The following is a 15123-nucleotide window of genomic DNA, read 5'->3' as shown; positions in this document are numbered from 1 at the left end:
CTATAAACCCATAGGAATCCGATTTTCAGATCGAGTTTTGGAAAAAACAGCCGCCGATCTACTTATTAATGTTGGCAAACCAACATGTTTATGTAATTGCCGCTCCACAGGTGAGCAGGAAGACTGCCGGACATCCACCCAAACCGAGGTCCCGTGTCTCACTCAACCCAAGGTCCGCATCACCCACGATGCCCACGCCCGTCAGCCCGGGGACTGACCTGGATGTGCAGCCGCTCGCTGACCGATCTGTGCGCCGGCATCGCTTTGGCCTTGGTAACCGGCCAGGCCTTGGCGGCCCCTCCGGCATCGGCGGGCGAGGTGGCCGGCGGCGGCGTGGCGGTGCCGGCGCCGGGCCAGCGGCAGGTGCTGCGCCTGTCCGACGTGCTGGGTTCGGATGCGCCCGCTACCGCGCCGCGCGACTCCTCGGCCTGGGGCCTGGCCCTGGGCCAGCACATCGCCCGGGGCACGACCGGCCATCCATCCATCCTGGAAGCCCGCAGCTCGGTGACGGGCGCGCTGGCCGGCGCCGACGCGGCGCGCTGGCAGCGGGCGCCGACGGCGACCTTCTCGCGTGAATATGCGGGCAAGTACGCCAGCCAGACCTACTCGAATCTGTTGCGTGTCCAGCAACCTTTGTGGACCGGCGGGCAGATCACCGCTGGCATCGACCTGGCCCAGCATCAGGCCACCCGGGCTCGCCACGCGCTGCGCGAGGCGCAACGCAACCTGGCGCTGAAGATCACCGCGAACTGGTCGGACTGGGCCCGCGCCAGCCTGCGGGTCGAGCGCCTGGGCAAGCTGGTCGAACAGCAGGCCGCCTTGCTGGAGATGATCAGCCGCCGCTATGCGCAAGGCTCGGCGACGGTGTCCGACGAGGCCCTCGCCCGGGCCCGGCTGGAAGGCGCGCTGGGCGAACAGGCCCAGGCCCGCATCGACCTGGCCTGGAGCCGCACCCAGCTTGAACGCAACACCGCCGGCACGGTCGACGACGCGCTCCTGCGCGACCTCGATGGCGCGCTTCCGGACGTGCCGACGCTGGCCGAGGTGATCGACGCGATCGAGTCGGCGCCGGCGCTCAACCGGGCGGCCGTCGAGATCGAGATCGCCCGGGCCGAACTGGCCCAGCGCCGCGCAGGCCTGCACCCGCAGGTCTATCTGCGGCTCGACCGCCAGTGGGGCGCCATCAAGGACGAGCGGGTGACGATCGCGCTGCAGGGTTCGACCGGCGCCGGGCTCGGCGGGCTGGCCGCGCTGGACGTGCAGGAGGCCCGCATCCAGTCGGCCCGCCTGGCGGTGGAGACGCTGCGCAACGAGCTGCGCGACCAGTACACCCAGGAGCACATCCGCCATGCCTCGGCCGACCAGCGTGCCCGCCTGACCCAGGCCTATGCGCAGACCAGTTCGACGGTGCTGGCGTCCTACCGGCGTCAGTTCGACGCCGGACGGCGCAGCTGGATGGAACTGCTCAACATGGTTCGTGAGGTCCACCAGGCCGACCTGGACGCCGCCGTCGCACTGGTCGACCAGCGCGTGGCCGCCTACCGGGTGCTGCTGCTGGTGCGCGCACCCGATCTCAACAACGACTTCAGCTTCGGCCAGGAACTCCCGCGATGACGACAGAACATGAGGCGCTGGGCGCCACGCTCGGCCGCTGGCTGCAGCTCAAGGGCCACGCCCTGCCCCGTGGCCAGATCAAGAACGTGCTGGGTCGGCTGGCCATTCCCCTTCCGGGATCGACCGATGACTGGACGGCGCTGGTCGCCGAGGCCGCCATCGAACTGGATCCTGGCGCCCACTTCGTCAAGCTGGACGGACCGGACGTGGCCGCCCTGCCGCTGTTGAGCCGCCATGACGAACACGGCTGGCTGGTCGTGCTGTCGCGGGCCTCGCAGGGCCTGTGGCTGGCCCAGGACGCCAGCGGCAAACGTCTGGACCTGCCGCTGGACGGCCAGCCCTGCCTGCACCGCATCGTCATGGATGAAGGCCGTGAGGGCCATGCCAGCGCCGCGCAACTGGTGCGTGAACAGTTCAGGAACAACCGCAGCGTGTTCATCGAGGCCGGCCTGACCTCGCTGCTGCTGACCATCGTCGGCCTGCTGGTGTCGTTCTACAGCATGCAGGTCTACGACCGTGTGATCCCGTCGCAGGGCTATCAGACGCTGTGGGTGCTGAGCGTGGGCGTGATCTTCAGCATCGTGCTGGAGTGGTTCATCAAGGTCGCCCGGGCCCACCTGATCGAACCACGCCTGAAAGAGATGGACCTGAACCTGTCCAAGGCCATCTTCGCCCGCATGGGCGCGGTGCGTCTGGACCAACGCCCGCCCATCGTCGGAACGCTGGCCTCGCAGCTGCAAGGCTACGAGATGATCCGTGGCGTCTTGTCGGCGTCGACGCTCTTCTTGCTGTTCGACCTGCCGATGGCGCTGATCTTCGTGACCGTGATCGCCTTTATCGCGGGGCCGATGATGGCGGCGGTGCCGCTGGTGCTGTTCCCGCTGGCCACCTTTGCCGGCCTGCTGCAGCGGCGGCGCATGAACCGCTTGGTCGCTTCCAGCGTCGACACGGGCAACCGCAAGACCGGCCTGCTGGTCGAGTCCATCGAGGGTGCGGAAACCATCAAGGGCCTGGGCGCAGGCTGGCGTTTCGAGGGCCGCTGGGCCGGACTGGTCGAGACCAATGCCAGCCAGACCCTGCAGATCAAGCACCTGACCGATGCCACGGGCTACCTGGCCGCTGCCTTCCAGCAGATCGGCTACGTGGCGATGGTCGCGCTCGGGGCAACCCTGACGATCCAGGGTCACATCACGCAGGGTGCGCTGATCGCCTGCTCGATCCTGTCGGGCCGGGTGATGGGTCCGTCGGCCATGATCCCGGGCCTGCTGGTGCAACTCGCCCACGCCGCCGCCGCCATGAAGGGCCTGGACGCCGTCTTCAAGCTCAAGCGCGACAACGACGGTGTCGAACGCCCGATCGTGCCCGGCGCGGTGCGCGGCGAGCTGCGCTTCGAAGGCGTCGAATTCGCCTATCCCGGCCGCAACAGCGTGCTCAACCTGGCGCAGCTCCATCTGAAGGCGGGCGAGCGGGTGGCCGTGATCGGCCCGATCGGTGCGGGCAAGAGCACGCTGCTGGGTCTGGCCAGCGGGCAGTTCAAGCCGAGCAAGGGCACGGTCTACCTCGACGGCATGGACATCGCGCAGTTGCACGCCGGCTGGGTCGCGTCCCACATCGCCTACATGCCGCAGACCTCCTGGCTGAGTTCGGGCACCTTGCGCGACAACCTGCTGCTGGGCCAACCGGACCTGGGCGACGAGGCGGTCATCGATGCCTGCCGCAAGACCGGTCTCTGGCGCCTGATCGGTCAGAACGCCAAGGGCCTGGAGCTGCCCATCTCCGAAGGCGGTCGCGGACTCTCCGGTGGCCAGCGCCAGCTCGTCGCGCTGACACGGCATCTGGTGGCCGACAAGCGCATCTGGCTGCTCGACGAGCCGACCTCCGGCATGGACGAGGGCATGGAGCAGCACTGCGTCGGCATCCTGGCCGAAGCGCTGAAGGCCGGGCAGACGATGCTGCTGGTGACGCACCGTCCGGCTTTGCTGGCCCTGGTCGAACGCATCGTCGTGATCGACCCGAACAGCGGCGGCGTGCTGCTGGACGGCCCGCGGGACCAGGTCCTTGCCCATCTCGCACGGGCCCGGGCACCGGCGGCGAACGCACAAAGCGCCCAGTCCCAACAAGCTTCCCAGGCTCCGCAGGTCGCCGCCGGCTCGGTGCCGGCCTGAGCCCGGCCACGCCGATTCCCTACACCCCTGAACCAGAAATCGAGCCCCCATGGCTTCCAGCAAACGACTCGGCGGCGGCGTGGCCCGTCCCCGCTACGCCCTGATCGGCACGGCGCTGTTTGGCGCCCTGTTCATCGCCTGGTCCTCCCAGGCCGAACTCGAACAGGTCACGCGTGCGCCCGGCAAGGTGATCGCGCTGTCGCGCACGCAGAGCGTGCAGGCGCCCGACGGCGGCGTGGTGCGCGAGATCCTGGCGCGCGAAGGCCAGAGCGTCACCCGCAACCAGCTGCTGGTGCGGCTGGACGAGGCCAAGGCCCGAGCCGCGCTGACCGAGACCCAAGGCCGCGCCGCCGCGCTGCGCGCCGCCCTGGCGCGGCTGCGCGCGGAGGTCTACGGCACGCCGCTGGTCTTCCCGCCCGAGGTGGAGAAATACACCGCCTTCACGACCAACCAGCGCCAGCTCTACAACCGCCGGCGCGAGGCGCTGGAGTCCGAGATCCGCGCGCTGTCCGAGAGCGAGCGCCTGGCCGCGCGCGAGCTGGCCCTGGTCCTGCCGCTGGAACAGAGCGGCGACATCAGCGCCTCCGAGGTGCTGCGCCTGCGCCGCGCCGTCAACGAGGCGCAGGCCATGGTCACCAAGCTGCGCAACAAGTACTTCCAGGATGCCCAGGCCGAGATGGCCAAGGCCGAAGAAGACCTGACCTCGGTCGAGCAGGTCCTGGCCGATCGCAGCGCGCAACTCGAACACACCGAGCTGCGCGCGCCCACCGACGGCGTGGTCAACCTGATCAACCAGACCACCATCGGCGCGGTGCTGCGCCCGGGCGACGAGATCATGCAGGTGCTGCCCACCGGAGACGATCTGATCGTCGAGGCCAAGGTGCGCAGCGCCGACATCGGCTTCGTGCGCACCGGCCTGCCCGCCTCGATCAAGCTCGATGCCTACGACTACAGCATCTACGGCTCGATGGACGGCCGGGTCCACTACATCAGCCCGGACGCGCTGGTCGAGAAGACGCCGCAGGGCGATCAGGCCTACTACCGCGCCCACATCCTGATCACCGCCAAGCGCTTCAAGGGCGACAAGGCCCGCGAGGTCGAGATCCAGCCCGGCATGACCGCCACGGTCGAGGTCATCACCGGCACCAACACCGTGCTGGGCTACCTGGTCAAGCCGGTGTTCAAGACGCTGTCGGAGTCGCTGGTCGAGCGCTGAGTAGCTGAGGTGCTGCGGCTCAGGCCAGCGTTGATGCCAACGTTAATGCCTGCGTTTATGCCTGTGTGTAGGCCGTCTTGACCGTGGTGTAGAACTCCGCCGCGTAGCGGCCCTGCTCGCGCGGGCCGTGGCTGCTGCCCTTGCGACCGCCGAAGGGCACGTGGTAGTCCACTCCGGCGGTGGGCAGGTTGACCATCACCATGCCGGCCTGGGCGTGGCGCTTGAAGTGGGTGGCGTGCTTCAGGCTGGTCGTGGCGATGCCGGCGGCCAGACCGAAGGGCGTGTCGTTGGCCAGCGCCAGCGCCTCGTCGTAGTCGCGCACGGCGATCACGCTGACGACCGGGCCGAAGATCTCCTCGCGGTTGATGCGCATCTCCGGCGTGGTGTCGACGAACAGCGCCGGGCGCAGGTAGTGGCCGGGGGCGCCGTCGCTGCTCTGGGCGATGACCTCGCCGCCAACGACACGCCGGGCGCCCTCGGCCTCGCCGATGGCGATGTAGGCGAGGTCCTGCTCCAGCTGGCTGGCGTCGACCACCGGGCCGATCTCGGTGCCGGCCTTGCGGGCGTCGTCGACCTTGATCGAGCGCAGACGCTCGGTCAGCGCGGCGACGAAGCGGTCGTGGATGCCACGGGTGACGATCAGCCGGCTCGATGCCGTGCAGCGCTGGCCGGTGCTGAAGTAGCCCGAGTTGACGGCGGCGGCCACCGCCACGTCCAGGTCGGCATCATCGAGCACCACCATCGGGTTCTTGCCGCCCATCTCCAGCTGGAACTTCGCCATGCGGGCGACGCAGGCCTGGGCGATCTTCTGGCCGGTGGCCACGCTGCCGGTGAAGCTGATGGCGTCGACCCGGCGGTCGTCCAGCAGCACCGCGCCGACCTCCGAGCCACGGCCCATCACCAGGTTGAAGACGCCCTTGGGACAGCCGTGGCGATGCAGGATGTCGGCCAGCGCCCAGGCGGAGGCCGGCACCAGTTCGGCCGGCTTCATCACCACCGTGTTGCCAAAGGCCAGCGCGGGCGCCAGCTTCCAGGCCGGGATGGCGATGGGGAAGTTCCACGGCGTGATCAGGCCGACCACGCCGAGCGGCTCGCGCGTGACCTCCACGCCGATGCCGGGCCGCACCGACGGGATCGATTCGCCGCCCACGCGCAAGGCCTCGCCGGCGAAGAACTTGAAGATGTTGCCGGCGCGGGCGACCTCGCCGATGGCCTCGGGCAGGGTCTTGCCCTCCTCGCGTGCCAGCAGGTCGCCCAGCTCGGCGCGGCGCGCCAGGATCTCGCTGCCGGCCGCATCGAGCAGGTCAAAGCGTTGCTGCGGCGTGCTCTGTGACCAGGCGGGGAAGGCCGCGCGGGCGGCAGCCACGGCCTCGCGGGCCTGGGCGGCGTCGGCCTGGGCGTATTCGCCGATCACGTCACGCGTGTCCGACGGGTTGATGTTGCGGCTGGCGCGCGGGCCTTCGACCCACTCGCCGGCAATGAGGTTCTGGATCATCGGGACGGTCCTGCTGAATGTCGTGGCGCTGCAATCACGGCGATCACTGCGGGCCAAGCCGGGCCATCAGCGCGGCCAGTTGCTCGACCTCGGCCGGCTTCAGGTCCGACAGCGGCGGGCGCACGGGACCGGCGCCGTGGCCGGCCAGCGTCGCGCCGGCCTTGACGATGGACACGGCATAGCCCTCGCCCTGGTTGCGCAGCGCGATGTAGGGCAGGAAGAAGTCGCGGATCAGCCGGTTGCAGGTGGCGTCATCCCCGGCGGCATGGGCGTTGTAGAAGTCCATGGCCGTGCGCGGGATGAAGTTGAAGACCGCCGACGAATAGACCGGGCAGCCCATCGCCTTGTAGGCACCGGCGAAGACCTCGGCCGTGGGCAGACCGCCCAGGTAGGCAAACCGGTCGCCGAGCGTCTGGCGGATCGAGACGAAGCGCTCGATGTCGCCCAGCCCGTCCTTGAAGCCGACCAGGTTCGGGCAGCGCTCGGCCAGCGTCAACAGGCTGGCCGGCGTCAGGCGGCAGGCGCCGCGGTTGTAGACGATGACGCCGATCTTCACGCTGGCGCAGACCGCCTCGACGTGTGCCACCAGACCCTCCTGGCTGGCCTCGGTCAGGTAGTGCGGCAGCAGCAGCACGCCCTGTGCGCCCAGGCGCTCGGCCTCCTGCGCGTACTGGATCGCCAGCGTCGTGCCACCACCGGCCCCGCCGACGATGGGGGTGCGGCCCCGGCAGGTGTCGAGCGCGACCTTCATGACCTCGCTGTATTCGGCCGGCGTCAGCGAGAAGAACTCGCCCGTGCCCCCGGCCGCGAACAGCACCGTCGCGCCATAGGGCTGCAGCCACTCCAGCCGCTCGGCATAGGGCCGCGGCGCGAAGCGCAACTGGGCATCGAAGTCGGTCAGCGGGAAAGACAGCAGGCCAGCCTGCATGACGTGCTTGAGCTCTTGGGGCGACATGGATCGGGTCTCCTGGCGTGGGTGGGGCGTGAAGGTCAGCAGCGGATCGACCCGTGGGTCATCGCCGTTATGTTGTAGGTCATCGTACAACCAAACGGATGCCCAACGCAACCGCCTCCGCGCCGGACGCCCGGCCCTCGCGACGTCCCCGCGCCGCCTCAGCCGGCCTCGGCCTGGGCCCGTCGACGCCGCTCGCGGCTGTTGGCCAGGTGGGTGCGCATCGCCGCGCGGGCCGCGTCCGCATCCTGGTTGACGATGGCGTCGTAGATGCTCTCGTGCTCGCCATTGACCCGCCGCAGATACTGCCGGCGCTCGTCGTCCAGCGACTCGACGGCCTCCAGCCGGGCGCGCGGAATGATGCCGCTGCCGAGCGTGCCCATCAGCTCGGTGTAGTGGCTGTTCTGGGTCGCGCGGGCGATTTCGAGGTGGAACTGGAAGTCGGCGGCGACCGCATCGCGGCCCTGCTCGACGGCCAGCGCAACGGCGTCCAGCGCCAGCCGCATCTGGGCCAGATTGCCGTCGCTGCGGCGCATCGCGGCCAGCGCGGCGGCTTCGGTCTCGATGCCGATGCGCAACTCCAGCACCGCGATGACGTCGCGCAGGGTGTTGAACTGCTCGGGCGCGATGCGGAAACCGGGCGCCTCGCCCACACCGGTCACGAAGGTGCCGATGCCGTGCCGCGTCTCGACCAGCCCGGCGGCCTGCAGCTTGGAGATGGCCTCGCGCACGACGGTCCGGCTGACGGCGAACTCCGCCATGATGGCCGCCTCGGTCGGCAGCTTGTCGCCGGTCGCCAGGCGGCCTTCGCGGATGCGGTCGCCGAGCGACTCGACCAGTTCCAGCGCCAGCGAACGGGGCTTGCGCCGGCGCGCCAGATCGGTGCTGGCGGGGGTGAGGTCGGTGGGCATGGTCTTGGTGGTTTCCCTAGGTCATCGCGGCAAGCCTGGGGCTACATTCCGCTCCATGTTGTACGACAACCGATGACGCACAAGCAATGAGCTCGGACTTTATCAAGTCCAGCCCCTCGGCTCCAGCCCCCACGACGTCCCCGTCGCGACGTCCAGAAGCACCGACCCGCACCATGCCCGCACACCCGACCCCTCTGCGTTTTGGCCGCCTGCTGCTCACCGGCGCTGCCGGTGGCCTCGGCCAGGCGCTGCGCCCGCGCCTGAAAGCCTATTGCGACACGCTGCGGCTGTCGGACGTCGCCGATCTCGGCACCGCCGCCGCCGGTGAGGAACTGCAGCGCGCCGCGCTGGAGGACGCCGCCGCCGTGCATGCGCTGCTGGCCGGGGTCGACGCGGTCGTGCACCTCGGCGGCGTGTCGACCGAGCAGCCGTGGCAGCCCATCCTGCAGGCCAACATCGTCGGCGCCTACAACCTCTACGAAGCGGCCCGCCGCCACGGCGTGCGCCGCATCGTCTTCGCCAGCTCCAACCACGTCACCGGCTTCTACCGGCAGGACGAGGTGATTTCGCCGAAGGACCCGGTCCGCCCGGACGGCCTCTACGGCCTGTCCAAGGCCTTTGGCGAAAACCTGGCCCAGCTCTACTTCGACCGCCACGGCATCGAGACCGTCAGCGTGCGCATCGGCTCGTCGTTTCCCGCACCGAAGAACCGCCGCATGCTGGCCACCTGGATGAGCTTCGACGACCTCGAACGCCTGGTGATGGCCAGCCTGACCGCACCGGTGGTCGGCCACACCGTCGTCTACGGCATGGGCGACAACACCACCACCTGGTGGGACAACACCTCGGCGCGCCATCTGGGCTGGCGGCCGCAGGACAGTTCCGAGCCCTTCCGCCCGGCCGTCGAGGCGGCCGAAGCGGTGCTCGATCGCAACGACCCGGCCGTCCTCTACCAAGGCGGCCCCTTCGTGCGCACCGGGCCGTTCGACTGACGGCCCGATCCCCCACCCGTCCGTCCACGTCCCCACACCCCTTCCGTCCCTTTACCCCTTTCCTTGACCGCCCCCCAGACCCACACCCAGGAGACACCGACATGACACGCCTCAGCATCCCGACCCGCACCCTGACCCGCCTGGCCGCCGCCGCGCTGCTGGCCGCCACCGGCCTGTCGGCCCAGGCGACCGAATTCCGCTCGTCGGACATCCACCCCGATGACTACCCGACCGTGCAGGCGGTGCGCCACATGGGCGAGCTGTTGGCCAAGAGCAGTGGCGGCAAGCACAGCATCAAGGTGTTCTCCAAGTCGGCCCTGGGCGGCGAGAAGGACACCATCGAGCAGACCAAGCTCGGCGCGCTGGCGATGACCCGCGTCAACGTCGCGCCGATGAACAACATCTGCCCGGCCACCATGGTGCCGACCATGCCCTTCCTGTTCCGCTCGACCGAGCACATGCGCAAGGTGCTGGACGGCGCGATCGGCGACGAGATCCTCAAGGACTGCGAAGCCCAGGGCTTCATCGGCCTGGCCTTCTACGACTCCGGAGCGCGCTCGATCTACTCGGTCAAGAAGCCTGTCAAGACCGTGGCCGACACCAAGGGCATGAAGATCCGCGTGCAGCAGTCGGACCTGTGGGTCTCGCTGATGGAGGCGATGGGCGCCAACGCCACGCCGATGCCCTTCGGCGAGGTCTACACCGCGCTGAAGACCGGCCTGGTTGATGCCGCCGAGAACAACTACCCGAGTTACGAGAGCACCCGCCACTTCGAGGTCGCCAAGTACTACAACAAGACCGAACATTCGATGGCACCGGAGATCCTGCTGTTCTCCAAGCGCACCTGGGACACGCTGTCGGCCGACGAGCAGAAGCAGATCCGCGCCGCCGCCAAGGAGAGCGTGGTCTACATGCGCAAGCTGTGGGACGAGCGCGAGGAAAAGTCGCTGGCCCTGGTCAAGGCCGGTGGCGCGCAGGTGATCGACGTCGACAAGGCCAGCTTCCAGGCCGCTGCCCGGCCGGTCTACGACAAGTTCCTGAAGGACCCGAAGCTGCAGGACATGGTCCGCCGCATCGGCGAGGTCAAGTAAGCCGACGGCCCGGACAACCACGTGCGCAATCCCACGATGTACACACGCTTTTGCGCCGCCCTCGCGCGGCTGTGCATGGGCTTCGGCGTGGCCGGGCTGGTGCTGCTGATCGTCGCCGTGCTCTACCAAGTCATCGGCCGCTACGTCTTCAACGACACGCCGACCTGGGCCGAGAGCGGCGCGGTGCTGCTGGTCCTCTACGTGACCATGCTCGGCATGGCCGTGGGCGTGCGCGATGCGGGCCACATCGGCCTGGAGTCGATGCTGGTGCTGGTGCCCGAGCGGGTGCGCCTGCGCATGGAACTGCTGATCCATGCGCTGGTGCTGCTCTTCGGCTTGGTGATGGCCTGGAACTGCAGCCTGCTGGCGCTCAGCGTGTGGGACTACAAGATCCCCACGCTGGGCCTGTCCGAGGCCTTCAAGTACGCGCCGCCGGCCGTCGCCGGCGCCCTGGTGGCGCTGTTTTCCTTCGAGCACATCCTGGCCCTGCTGCGCGGCACCGAGGTCGAGCCCGCCTGGCATTGACGCCTCGCCGCCGCCGCCGACGACGACGACCAAGAGACACACGACACCATGGCCCTGACCATCCTTTGCGTGAGCTTCACGCTCCTCCTGCTGCTGGGCGTCCCGGTGGCGTTCTCGATTGGCCTGTCCTCGCTGGCCACGCTGCTCTACGAAGGCCTGCCGCTGGCGGTGGGCTTCCAGCAGATGATTTCCGGGATGAACCCGTTCTCTTTCCTGGCGATCCCCTTCTTCATCTTTGCCGGCGAGATCATGATGTACGGCGGCATCGCCGACCGCATCGTCGCCTTCGCCAAGGCCCTGGCCGGCCATGTGCGCGGGGGACTGGGCATGAGCAACGTGCTGGCCTGCACGCTGTTCGGCGGCGTCTCCGGCTCGCCGGTGGCCGACGTCTCGGCGATGGGCGCGGTGCTGATCCCGCAGATGAAGAAGGAGGGCTATCACGCTGACTACGCGGTCAACGTGACGACCCACGCCTCGCTCGTCGGTGCGCTGATGCCGACCTCGCACAACCTCATCATCTTCACGCTGGCCGCCAGCGGCAAGGTCAGCATCGCCGCGCTGATCCTCGCCGGCCTGGTGCCGGCGGCCATCCTGACGGTCTGCAACCTGGTCGCCGCCTATGCCGTGGCGGTCAAGCGCGGCTACCCAGCCGGCACCTTCCCGGGCTGGGCCATCGTCGGCCAGAGCTTCCTGCAGTCGCTGCCGGGCCTGGCCATCGTGGCCATCATCGTCGTGGGCATCCTGTCGGGCGCCTTCACGGCGACCGAGTCGGCCTCGGTGGCGGTGCTGTGGGCGCTGTTCCTGTCGGCCGTGGTCTACCGCCGGCTGACGCGCGAGCAGTTCCTGAAGGCCGCCGCCAAGGCGGTCAAGACGACCGGCACGGTGCTGCTGTTGATCGGCATCAGCTCGATGTTCGGCTACCTCATCGGCCTGTACGGCGTGGCTGAGTTGACCGGCAAGATGCTGTCGGGCCTGAGCAGTGAACCGTGGGTGATCTTCCTGTGGGTCAACATCATCCTGTTCGTGCTGGGCACCTTTCTGGACATGGCCGCGACCATCCTGATCTGCACGCCCATCTTCCTGCCCATCTGCCAGCAGTACGGCATGAGCACCGAGCAGTTCGGCATCGTCATGCTGATCAACTGCGCGCTGGGCCTGAACACGCCGCCGGTCGGCACAACACAGTTCGTCGGCTGCACCATCGGCGAGATTTCGGTTGGCGAGGTCATGAAGACCATCTGGCCCTTCTACGGCGCCCTGGTCGCCGCGCTGATGCTGGTGACCTATGTGCCCGGCTTCGCGATGTGGCTGCCCAACCTGCTGCTGAAGTGAACCGACACGAATCGACCTGAAGTGACCTGACATGCCAGCAACCACCGGCCCGGCCATCCCCTTCCAGCCCAGCGCGCGCTACCCCGATCCGGCCATCGAGATCCTCGATCCACGCATGCGACCGCTGCGGCTGTTCAGTGCCGGCGTCGAGCAACTGGCCAGCGGGCTGCGCTGGGCCGAAGGCCCGGTGTGGTTCGGCGACGGGCGCTACCTGCTGCTCAGCGACATCCCCAACGACCGCATCCTGCGCTGGGACGAGACCACCGGCGGCACCAGCGTGTTCCGCCAACCGGCCGGCCATGCCAATGGCCATGCGCGGGACCGTCAAGGCCGGCTCGTCAGCTGCGAACACCTGGGCCGGCGCATCACCCGCACCGAACACGACGGCCGCATCAGCGTGCTGGCCGAGCGTTTCGAGGGCGCGCGGCTGAACTCGCCCAACGACATCACCGTGGCCCGCGACAGCAGCATCTGGTTCACCGATCCGAGCTTTGGCATCGAGAGCGACTGGGAAGGCGAACGCGCCACGCCCGAGCGGCCGCATGCGGTCTACCGCATCGACCCGCAGACGGGGGCGCTGCGCTGCGTCATCGACGACCTGGCGGCGCCCAACGGCCTGGCCTTCTCGCCGGACGAATCGCTGCTCTACGTGATCGAGAGCCGGGCCACGCCACGCCGCATCTGGGCCTATGCGCACCAGGCCGACGGCACGCTCGGCCCGCGTCACCTGCTGATCGAGGCGAGCGATCACGGCGCGCTGGACGGCATGGCGGTCGACCGCGACGGCAACCTCTGGTGCGGCTACGGCAGCACCGGCGCGCCGGCCTCGGATGCCACCACGCTGGACGGCGTGCGGGTCTACGCCAGCGATGGCACGGCCATCGGCCACATCCACCTGCCCGAACGCTGCGCCAACGTCTGCTTCGGCGGCGCGCGCCACAACCGCCTGTTCATGGCGGCCAGCCATTCGCTCTACGCCCTTTACGTGAACACCGCTGGCGCCGTCTGAGGCCGCCCAGGAAGTCCCCGCCATGACCGAGACCCGCGCGCCGCTGACCCTGCGCATCCACCCGGACGACGACGTCGCCATCGTCGCCAACGACGGCGGCCTGCGCGCCGGCACCGTCCTGCCTGCGGGTGTGCCCGGCGCGGGCCTGACGCTCAAGGACACCGTGCCGCAGGGCCACAAGGTGGCGCTGGTCGACCTCGCCGAAGGTGCGGCGGTGCGTCGCTACGGCGTGGCGATCGGCTACGCGCTGCGCGACATCGCCGCTGGCAGCTGGGTCCATGAGCGCCTGCTGCGCATGCCCGAGGCCCGCGGCTTTGACGGCCTGCCCTTGGCCAGCGCACCGCGGCCCGACATGCCGCCGCTGGAAGGCCGCAGCTTCGAGGGCTATGTCAACGCCGATGGCAGCGTCGGCACCCGCAACCTGCTGGCGGTGACGACGACGGTGCAGTGCGTCGCCGGTGTGGTCAGCCATGCGGTGCGGCGCATCGAGGCCGAGTTGCTGCCGCTCTACCCGAACGTCGACGGCGTCGTCGGCCTGGAGCACAGCTACGGCTGCGGCGTCGCGATCGACGCGCCCGATGCCGTCATCCCCATCCGCACGCTGCGCCACATCAGCCTGAACCCGAACTTCGGCGGCGAGGTGCTGGTCGTCAGCCTCGGTTGCGAGAAGCTGCAGCCCGATCGCCTGCTGCCGCCGGGCTCCTTCGGCATCCAGCCCGAAGGCCTGCCGGCCAGCGGCCCCGACACCGTCTGCCTGCAGGATGCTGCCCACGTCGGCTACATGAGCATGGTCGACGCCATCGTGGCGCGCGCCCGGCCGCATCTCGAACGGCTGAACCAGCGCCGCCGCCAGACCGTGCCGGCCAGTGCGCTGGTGGTCGGCGTGCAGTGCGGCGGCAGCGACGCGTTTTCCGGTGTCACCGCCAACCCGGCGGTCGGCCATGCCGCCGACCTGCTGGTGCGTGCCGGTGCGACGGTCATGTTCAGCGAGAACACCGAGGTGCGCGACGCCGTCGAGCAGCTGACCGCCCGCGCCGCCACGACGCAGGTGGCCGAGGCCATCGTGCGCGAGCTGTCCTGGTACGACCGCTACCTCGATCGCGGCCGGGTCGACCGCAGCGCCAACACCACGCCGGGCAACAAGGCCGGCGGGCTGTCCAACATCGTCGAGAAGGCCATGGGCTCGGTGATCAAGAGCGGGCGCGCGCCAATCTCGTCGGTGCTCGCACCCGGCGAGAAGCTGGCCGCCGACCAGCGCGGCCTGGTCTACGCCGCCACGCCAGCCAGCGACTTCATCTGCGGCACGCTGCAACTGGCCGCCGGCATGAACGTGCACGTCTTCACCACCGGCCGCGGCACGCCCTACGGCCTGGCGGCCTGCCCGGTCATCAAGGTGGCGACCCGCAGCGAGCTGGCACGCCGCTGGCACGACCTGATGGACCTGGACGCCGGCGCCATCGCCAGCGGCGAGGCCACCGTCGAGTCGACCGGCGAGGCGCTGTTCGAGCAGATCCTCGCCACCGCCAGCGGCCGCCCCACCTGGGCCGAGCGCTGGAAGCTGCACAACGCGCTGGTGTTGTTCAACCCGGCGCCCGTGACCTGAGCCAAGGACCGGCACCGACGCGTCGTCGCTCCGATCTCCCCCCGAAAGGGCCGCATCTGCGGCCCTTTCCCATTTCAGGCCTCGCCCTGGGCCTTGCCCACGCCTCGACCCTGAAGGTTCACACCCAATTCAGCCATCAGAACTTTTCCTGAAGAAGGCTTCACAAGCCTGAAGACCTCTCTATACTTCAACACATGGGAAACGTTCCCATCTCTAAC

At 69.1% G+C, this 15123-nt stretch carries 12 protein-coding genes; 9 read left to right on the top strand and 3 right to left on the bottom strand.

Annotated features, from left to right (window positions below):
• Nucleotides 1–222: 222 nt before the first annotated feature.
• Genes EV685_RS16510 through EV685_RS16500 form a run of 3 tightly spaced genes read left to right on the top strand, consistent with a single transcriptional unit; the run spans nucleotide 223 to nucleotide 4995 of the window.
• Complete coding sequence (locus tag EV685_RS16510; protein ID WP_130483137.1) at nucleotides 223–1614, top strand: TolC family protein; 1392 nt, start codon at nucleotides 223–225, stop codon at nucleotides 1612–1614.
• Nucleotides 1611–3779, top strand: coding sequence for an ATP-binding cassette domain-containing protein (locus tag EV685_RS16505; RefSeq protein WP_130483136.1), 2169 nt, complete (start codon nucleotides 1611–1613; stop codon nucleotides 3777–3779). The genes EV685_RS16510 and EV685_RS16505 overlap by 4 nt, the downstream gene beginning before the upstream one ends.
• A 49-nt stretch (nucleotides 3780–3828) precedes the next feature.
• Nucleotides 3829–4995 (top strand): beta-barrel domain-containing protein, encoded by a 1167-nt coding sequence (locus tag EV685_RS16500; RefSeq protein ID WP_130483135.1) that lies wholly within the window; start codon nucleotides 3829–3831, stop codon nucleotides 4993–4995.
• Nucleotides 4996–5050: 55 nt separating this feature from the next.
• On the opposite strand, the gene EV685_RS16495 is transcribed toward EV685_RS16500, so the two are convergent.
• The 3 genes from EV685_RS16495 to EV685_RS16485 all read right to left on the bottom strand — a co-directional run bounded on the left by EV685_RS16495 (nucleotide 5051) and on the right by EV685_RS16485 (nucleotide 8353).
• A complete protein-coding gene (locus EV685_RS16495) occupies nucleotides 5051–6490 on the bottom strand; it encodes an aldehyde dehydrogenase family protein (RefSeq protein WP_130483134.1) in 1440 nt (479 codons plus the stop codon).
• 43 nt (nucleotides 6491–6533) lie between these two features.
• Nucleotides 6534–7445 carry a 5-dehydro-4-deoxyglucarate dehydratase gene (kdgD, locus tag EV685_RS16490; protein ID WP_130483133.1) on the bottom strand — a complete coding sequence of 304 codons (912 nt, stop codon included), beginning with the start codon at nucleotides 7443–7445 and terminating at the stop codon, nucleotides 6534–6536.
• 158 nt (nucleotides 7446–7603) lie between these two features.
• Entirely contained in the window at nucleotides 7604–8353 is a 750-nt protein-coding gene (locus EV685_RS16485; RefSeq protein WP_130483132.1) for a FadR/GntR family transcriptional regulator, read from the bottom strand.
• 173 nt (nucleotides 8354–8526) lie between these two features.
• Here EV685_RS16485 and EV685_RS16480 point away from each other — a divergent pair, with 173 nt between their 5' ends.
• From EV685_RS16480 to garD, 6 genes are all read left to right on the top strand, one after another.
• Nucleotides 8527–9345, top strand: coding sequence for an NAD-dependent epimerase/dehydratase family protein (locus tag EV685_RS16480; RefSeq protein WP_130483131.1), 819 nt, complete (start codon nucleotides 8527–8529; stop codon nucleotides 9343–9345).
• A gap of 101 nt (nucleotides 9346–9446) precedes the next feature.
• Nucleotides 9447–10436, top strand: coding sequence for a TRAP transporter substrate-binding protein (locus tag EV685_RS16475; protein WP_130483130.1), 990 nt, complete (start codon nucleotides 9447–9449; stop codon nucleotides 10434–10436).
• A gap of 36 nt (nucleotides 10437–10472) precedes the next feature.
• The gene (locus EV685_RS16470) at nucleotides 10473–10961 is read left to right on the top strand and encodes a TRAP transporter small permease (protein ID WP_130483129.1); all 489 of its coding nucleotides are present in this window, start codon (nucleotides 10473–10475) and stop codon (nucleotides 10959–10961) included.
• 48 nt (nucleotides 10962–11009) lie between these two features.
• Nucleotides 11010–12293, top strand: a complete 1284-nt coding sequence (locus tag EV685_RS16465) for a TRAP transporter large permease (RefSeq protein ID WP_130483128.1) — start codon at nucleotides 11010–11012, stop codon at nucleotides 12291–12293.
• A 31-nt stretch (nucleotides 12294–12324) separates the two neighbouring features.
• The gene (locus tag EV685_RS16460; RefSeq protein ID WP_130483127.1) at nucleotides 12325–13302 is read left to right on the top strand and encodes an SMP-30/gluconolactonase/LRE family protein; all 978 of its coding nucleotides are present in this window, start codon (nucleotides 12325–12327) and stop codon (nucleotides 13300–13302) included.
• Nucleotides 13303–13324: 22 nt separating this feature from the next.
• Complete coding sequence (gene garD, locus EV685_RS16455; protein ID WP_130483126.1) at nucleotides 13325–14905, top strand: galactarate dehydratase; 1581 nt, start codon at nucleotides 13325–13327, stop codon at nucleotides 14903–14905.
• Nucleotides 14906–15123 lie beyond the last annotated feature (218 nt).

The sequence above is a fragment of the Sphaerotilus mobilis genome (assembly GCF_004216565.1).
In the GTDB taxonomy this organism is placed as follows: Bacteria; Pseudomonadota; Gammaproteobacteria; order Burkholderiales; family Burkholderiaceae_C; genus Sphaerotilus; species Sphaerotilus mobilis.
The sequence above is the reverse complement of the archived record's forward strand: the minus strand, read 5'-3'. Positions and strand labels throughout refer to the sequence as shown.

What these genes read in the sequence shown, in the direction of transcription:
- garD (WP_130483126.1), top strand. Translation starts at nt 13,325, where the DNA reads ATGACCGAGACCCGCGCGCCGCTGACCCTGCGCATCCACCCGGACGAC.
- EV685_RS16500 (WP_130483135.1), top strand. Translation starts at nt 3,829, where the DNA reads ATGGCTTCCAGCAAACGACTCGGCGGCGGCGTGGCCCGTCCCCGCTAC.
- EV685_RS16485 (WP_130483132.1), bottom strand. Translation starts at nt 8,353, where the DNA reads ATGCCCACCGACCTCACCCCCGCCAGCACCGATCTGGCGCGCCGGCGC.
- EV685_RS16460 (WP_130483127.1), top strand. Translation starts at nt 12,325, where the DNA reads ATGCCAGCAACCACCGGCCCGGCCATCCCCTTCCAGCCCAGCGCGCGC.
- EV685_RS16475 (WP_130483130.1), top strand. Translation starts at nt 9,447, where the DNA reads ATGACACGCCTCAGCATCCCGACCCGCACCCTGACCCGCCTGGCCGCC.
- EV685_RS16465 (WP_130483128.1), top strand. Translation starts at nt 11,010, where the DNA reads ATGGCCCTGACCATCCTTTGCGTGAGCTTCACGCTCCTCCTGCTGCTG.
- EV685_RS16505 (WP_130483136.1), top strand. Translation starts at nt 1,611, where the DNA reads ATGACGACAGAACATGAGGCGCTGGGCGCCACGCTCGGCCGCTGGCTG.
- EV685_RS16495 (WP_130483134.1), bottom strand. Translation starts at nt 6,490, where the DNA reads ATGATCCAGAACCTCATTGCCGGCGAGTGGGTCGAAGGCCCGCGCGCC.
- EV685_RS16510 (WP_130483137.1), top strand. Translation starts at nt 223, where the DNA reads ATGTGCAGCCGCTCGCTGACCGATCTGTGCGCCGGCATCGCTTTGGCC.
- EV685_RS16480 (WP_130483131.1), top strand. Translation starts at nt 8,527, where the DNA reads ATGCCCGCACACCCGACCCCTCTGCGTTTTGGCCGCCTGCTGCTCACC.
- EV685_RS16470 (WP_130483129.1), top strand. Translation starts at nt 10,473, where the DNA reads ATGTACACACGCTTTTGCGCCGCCCTCGCGCGGCTGTGCATGGGCTTC.
- kdgD (WP_130483133.1), bottom strand. Translation starts at nt 7,445, where the DNA reads ATGTCGCCCCAAGAGCTCAAGCACGTCATGCAGGCTGGCCTGCTGTCT.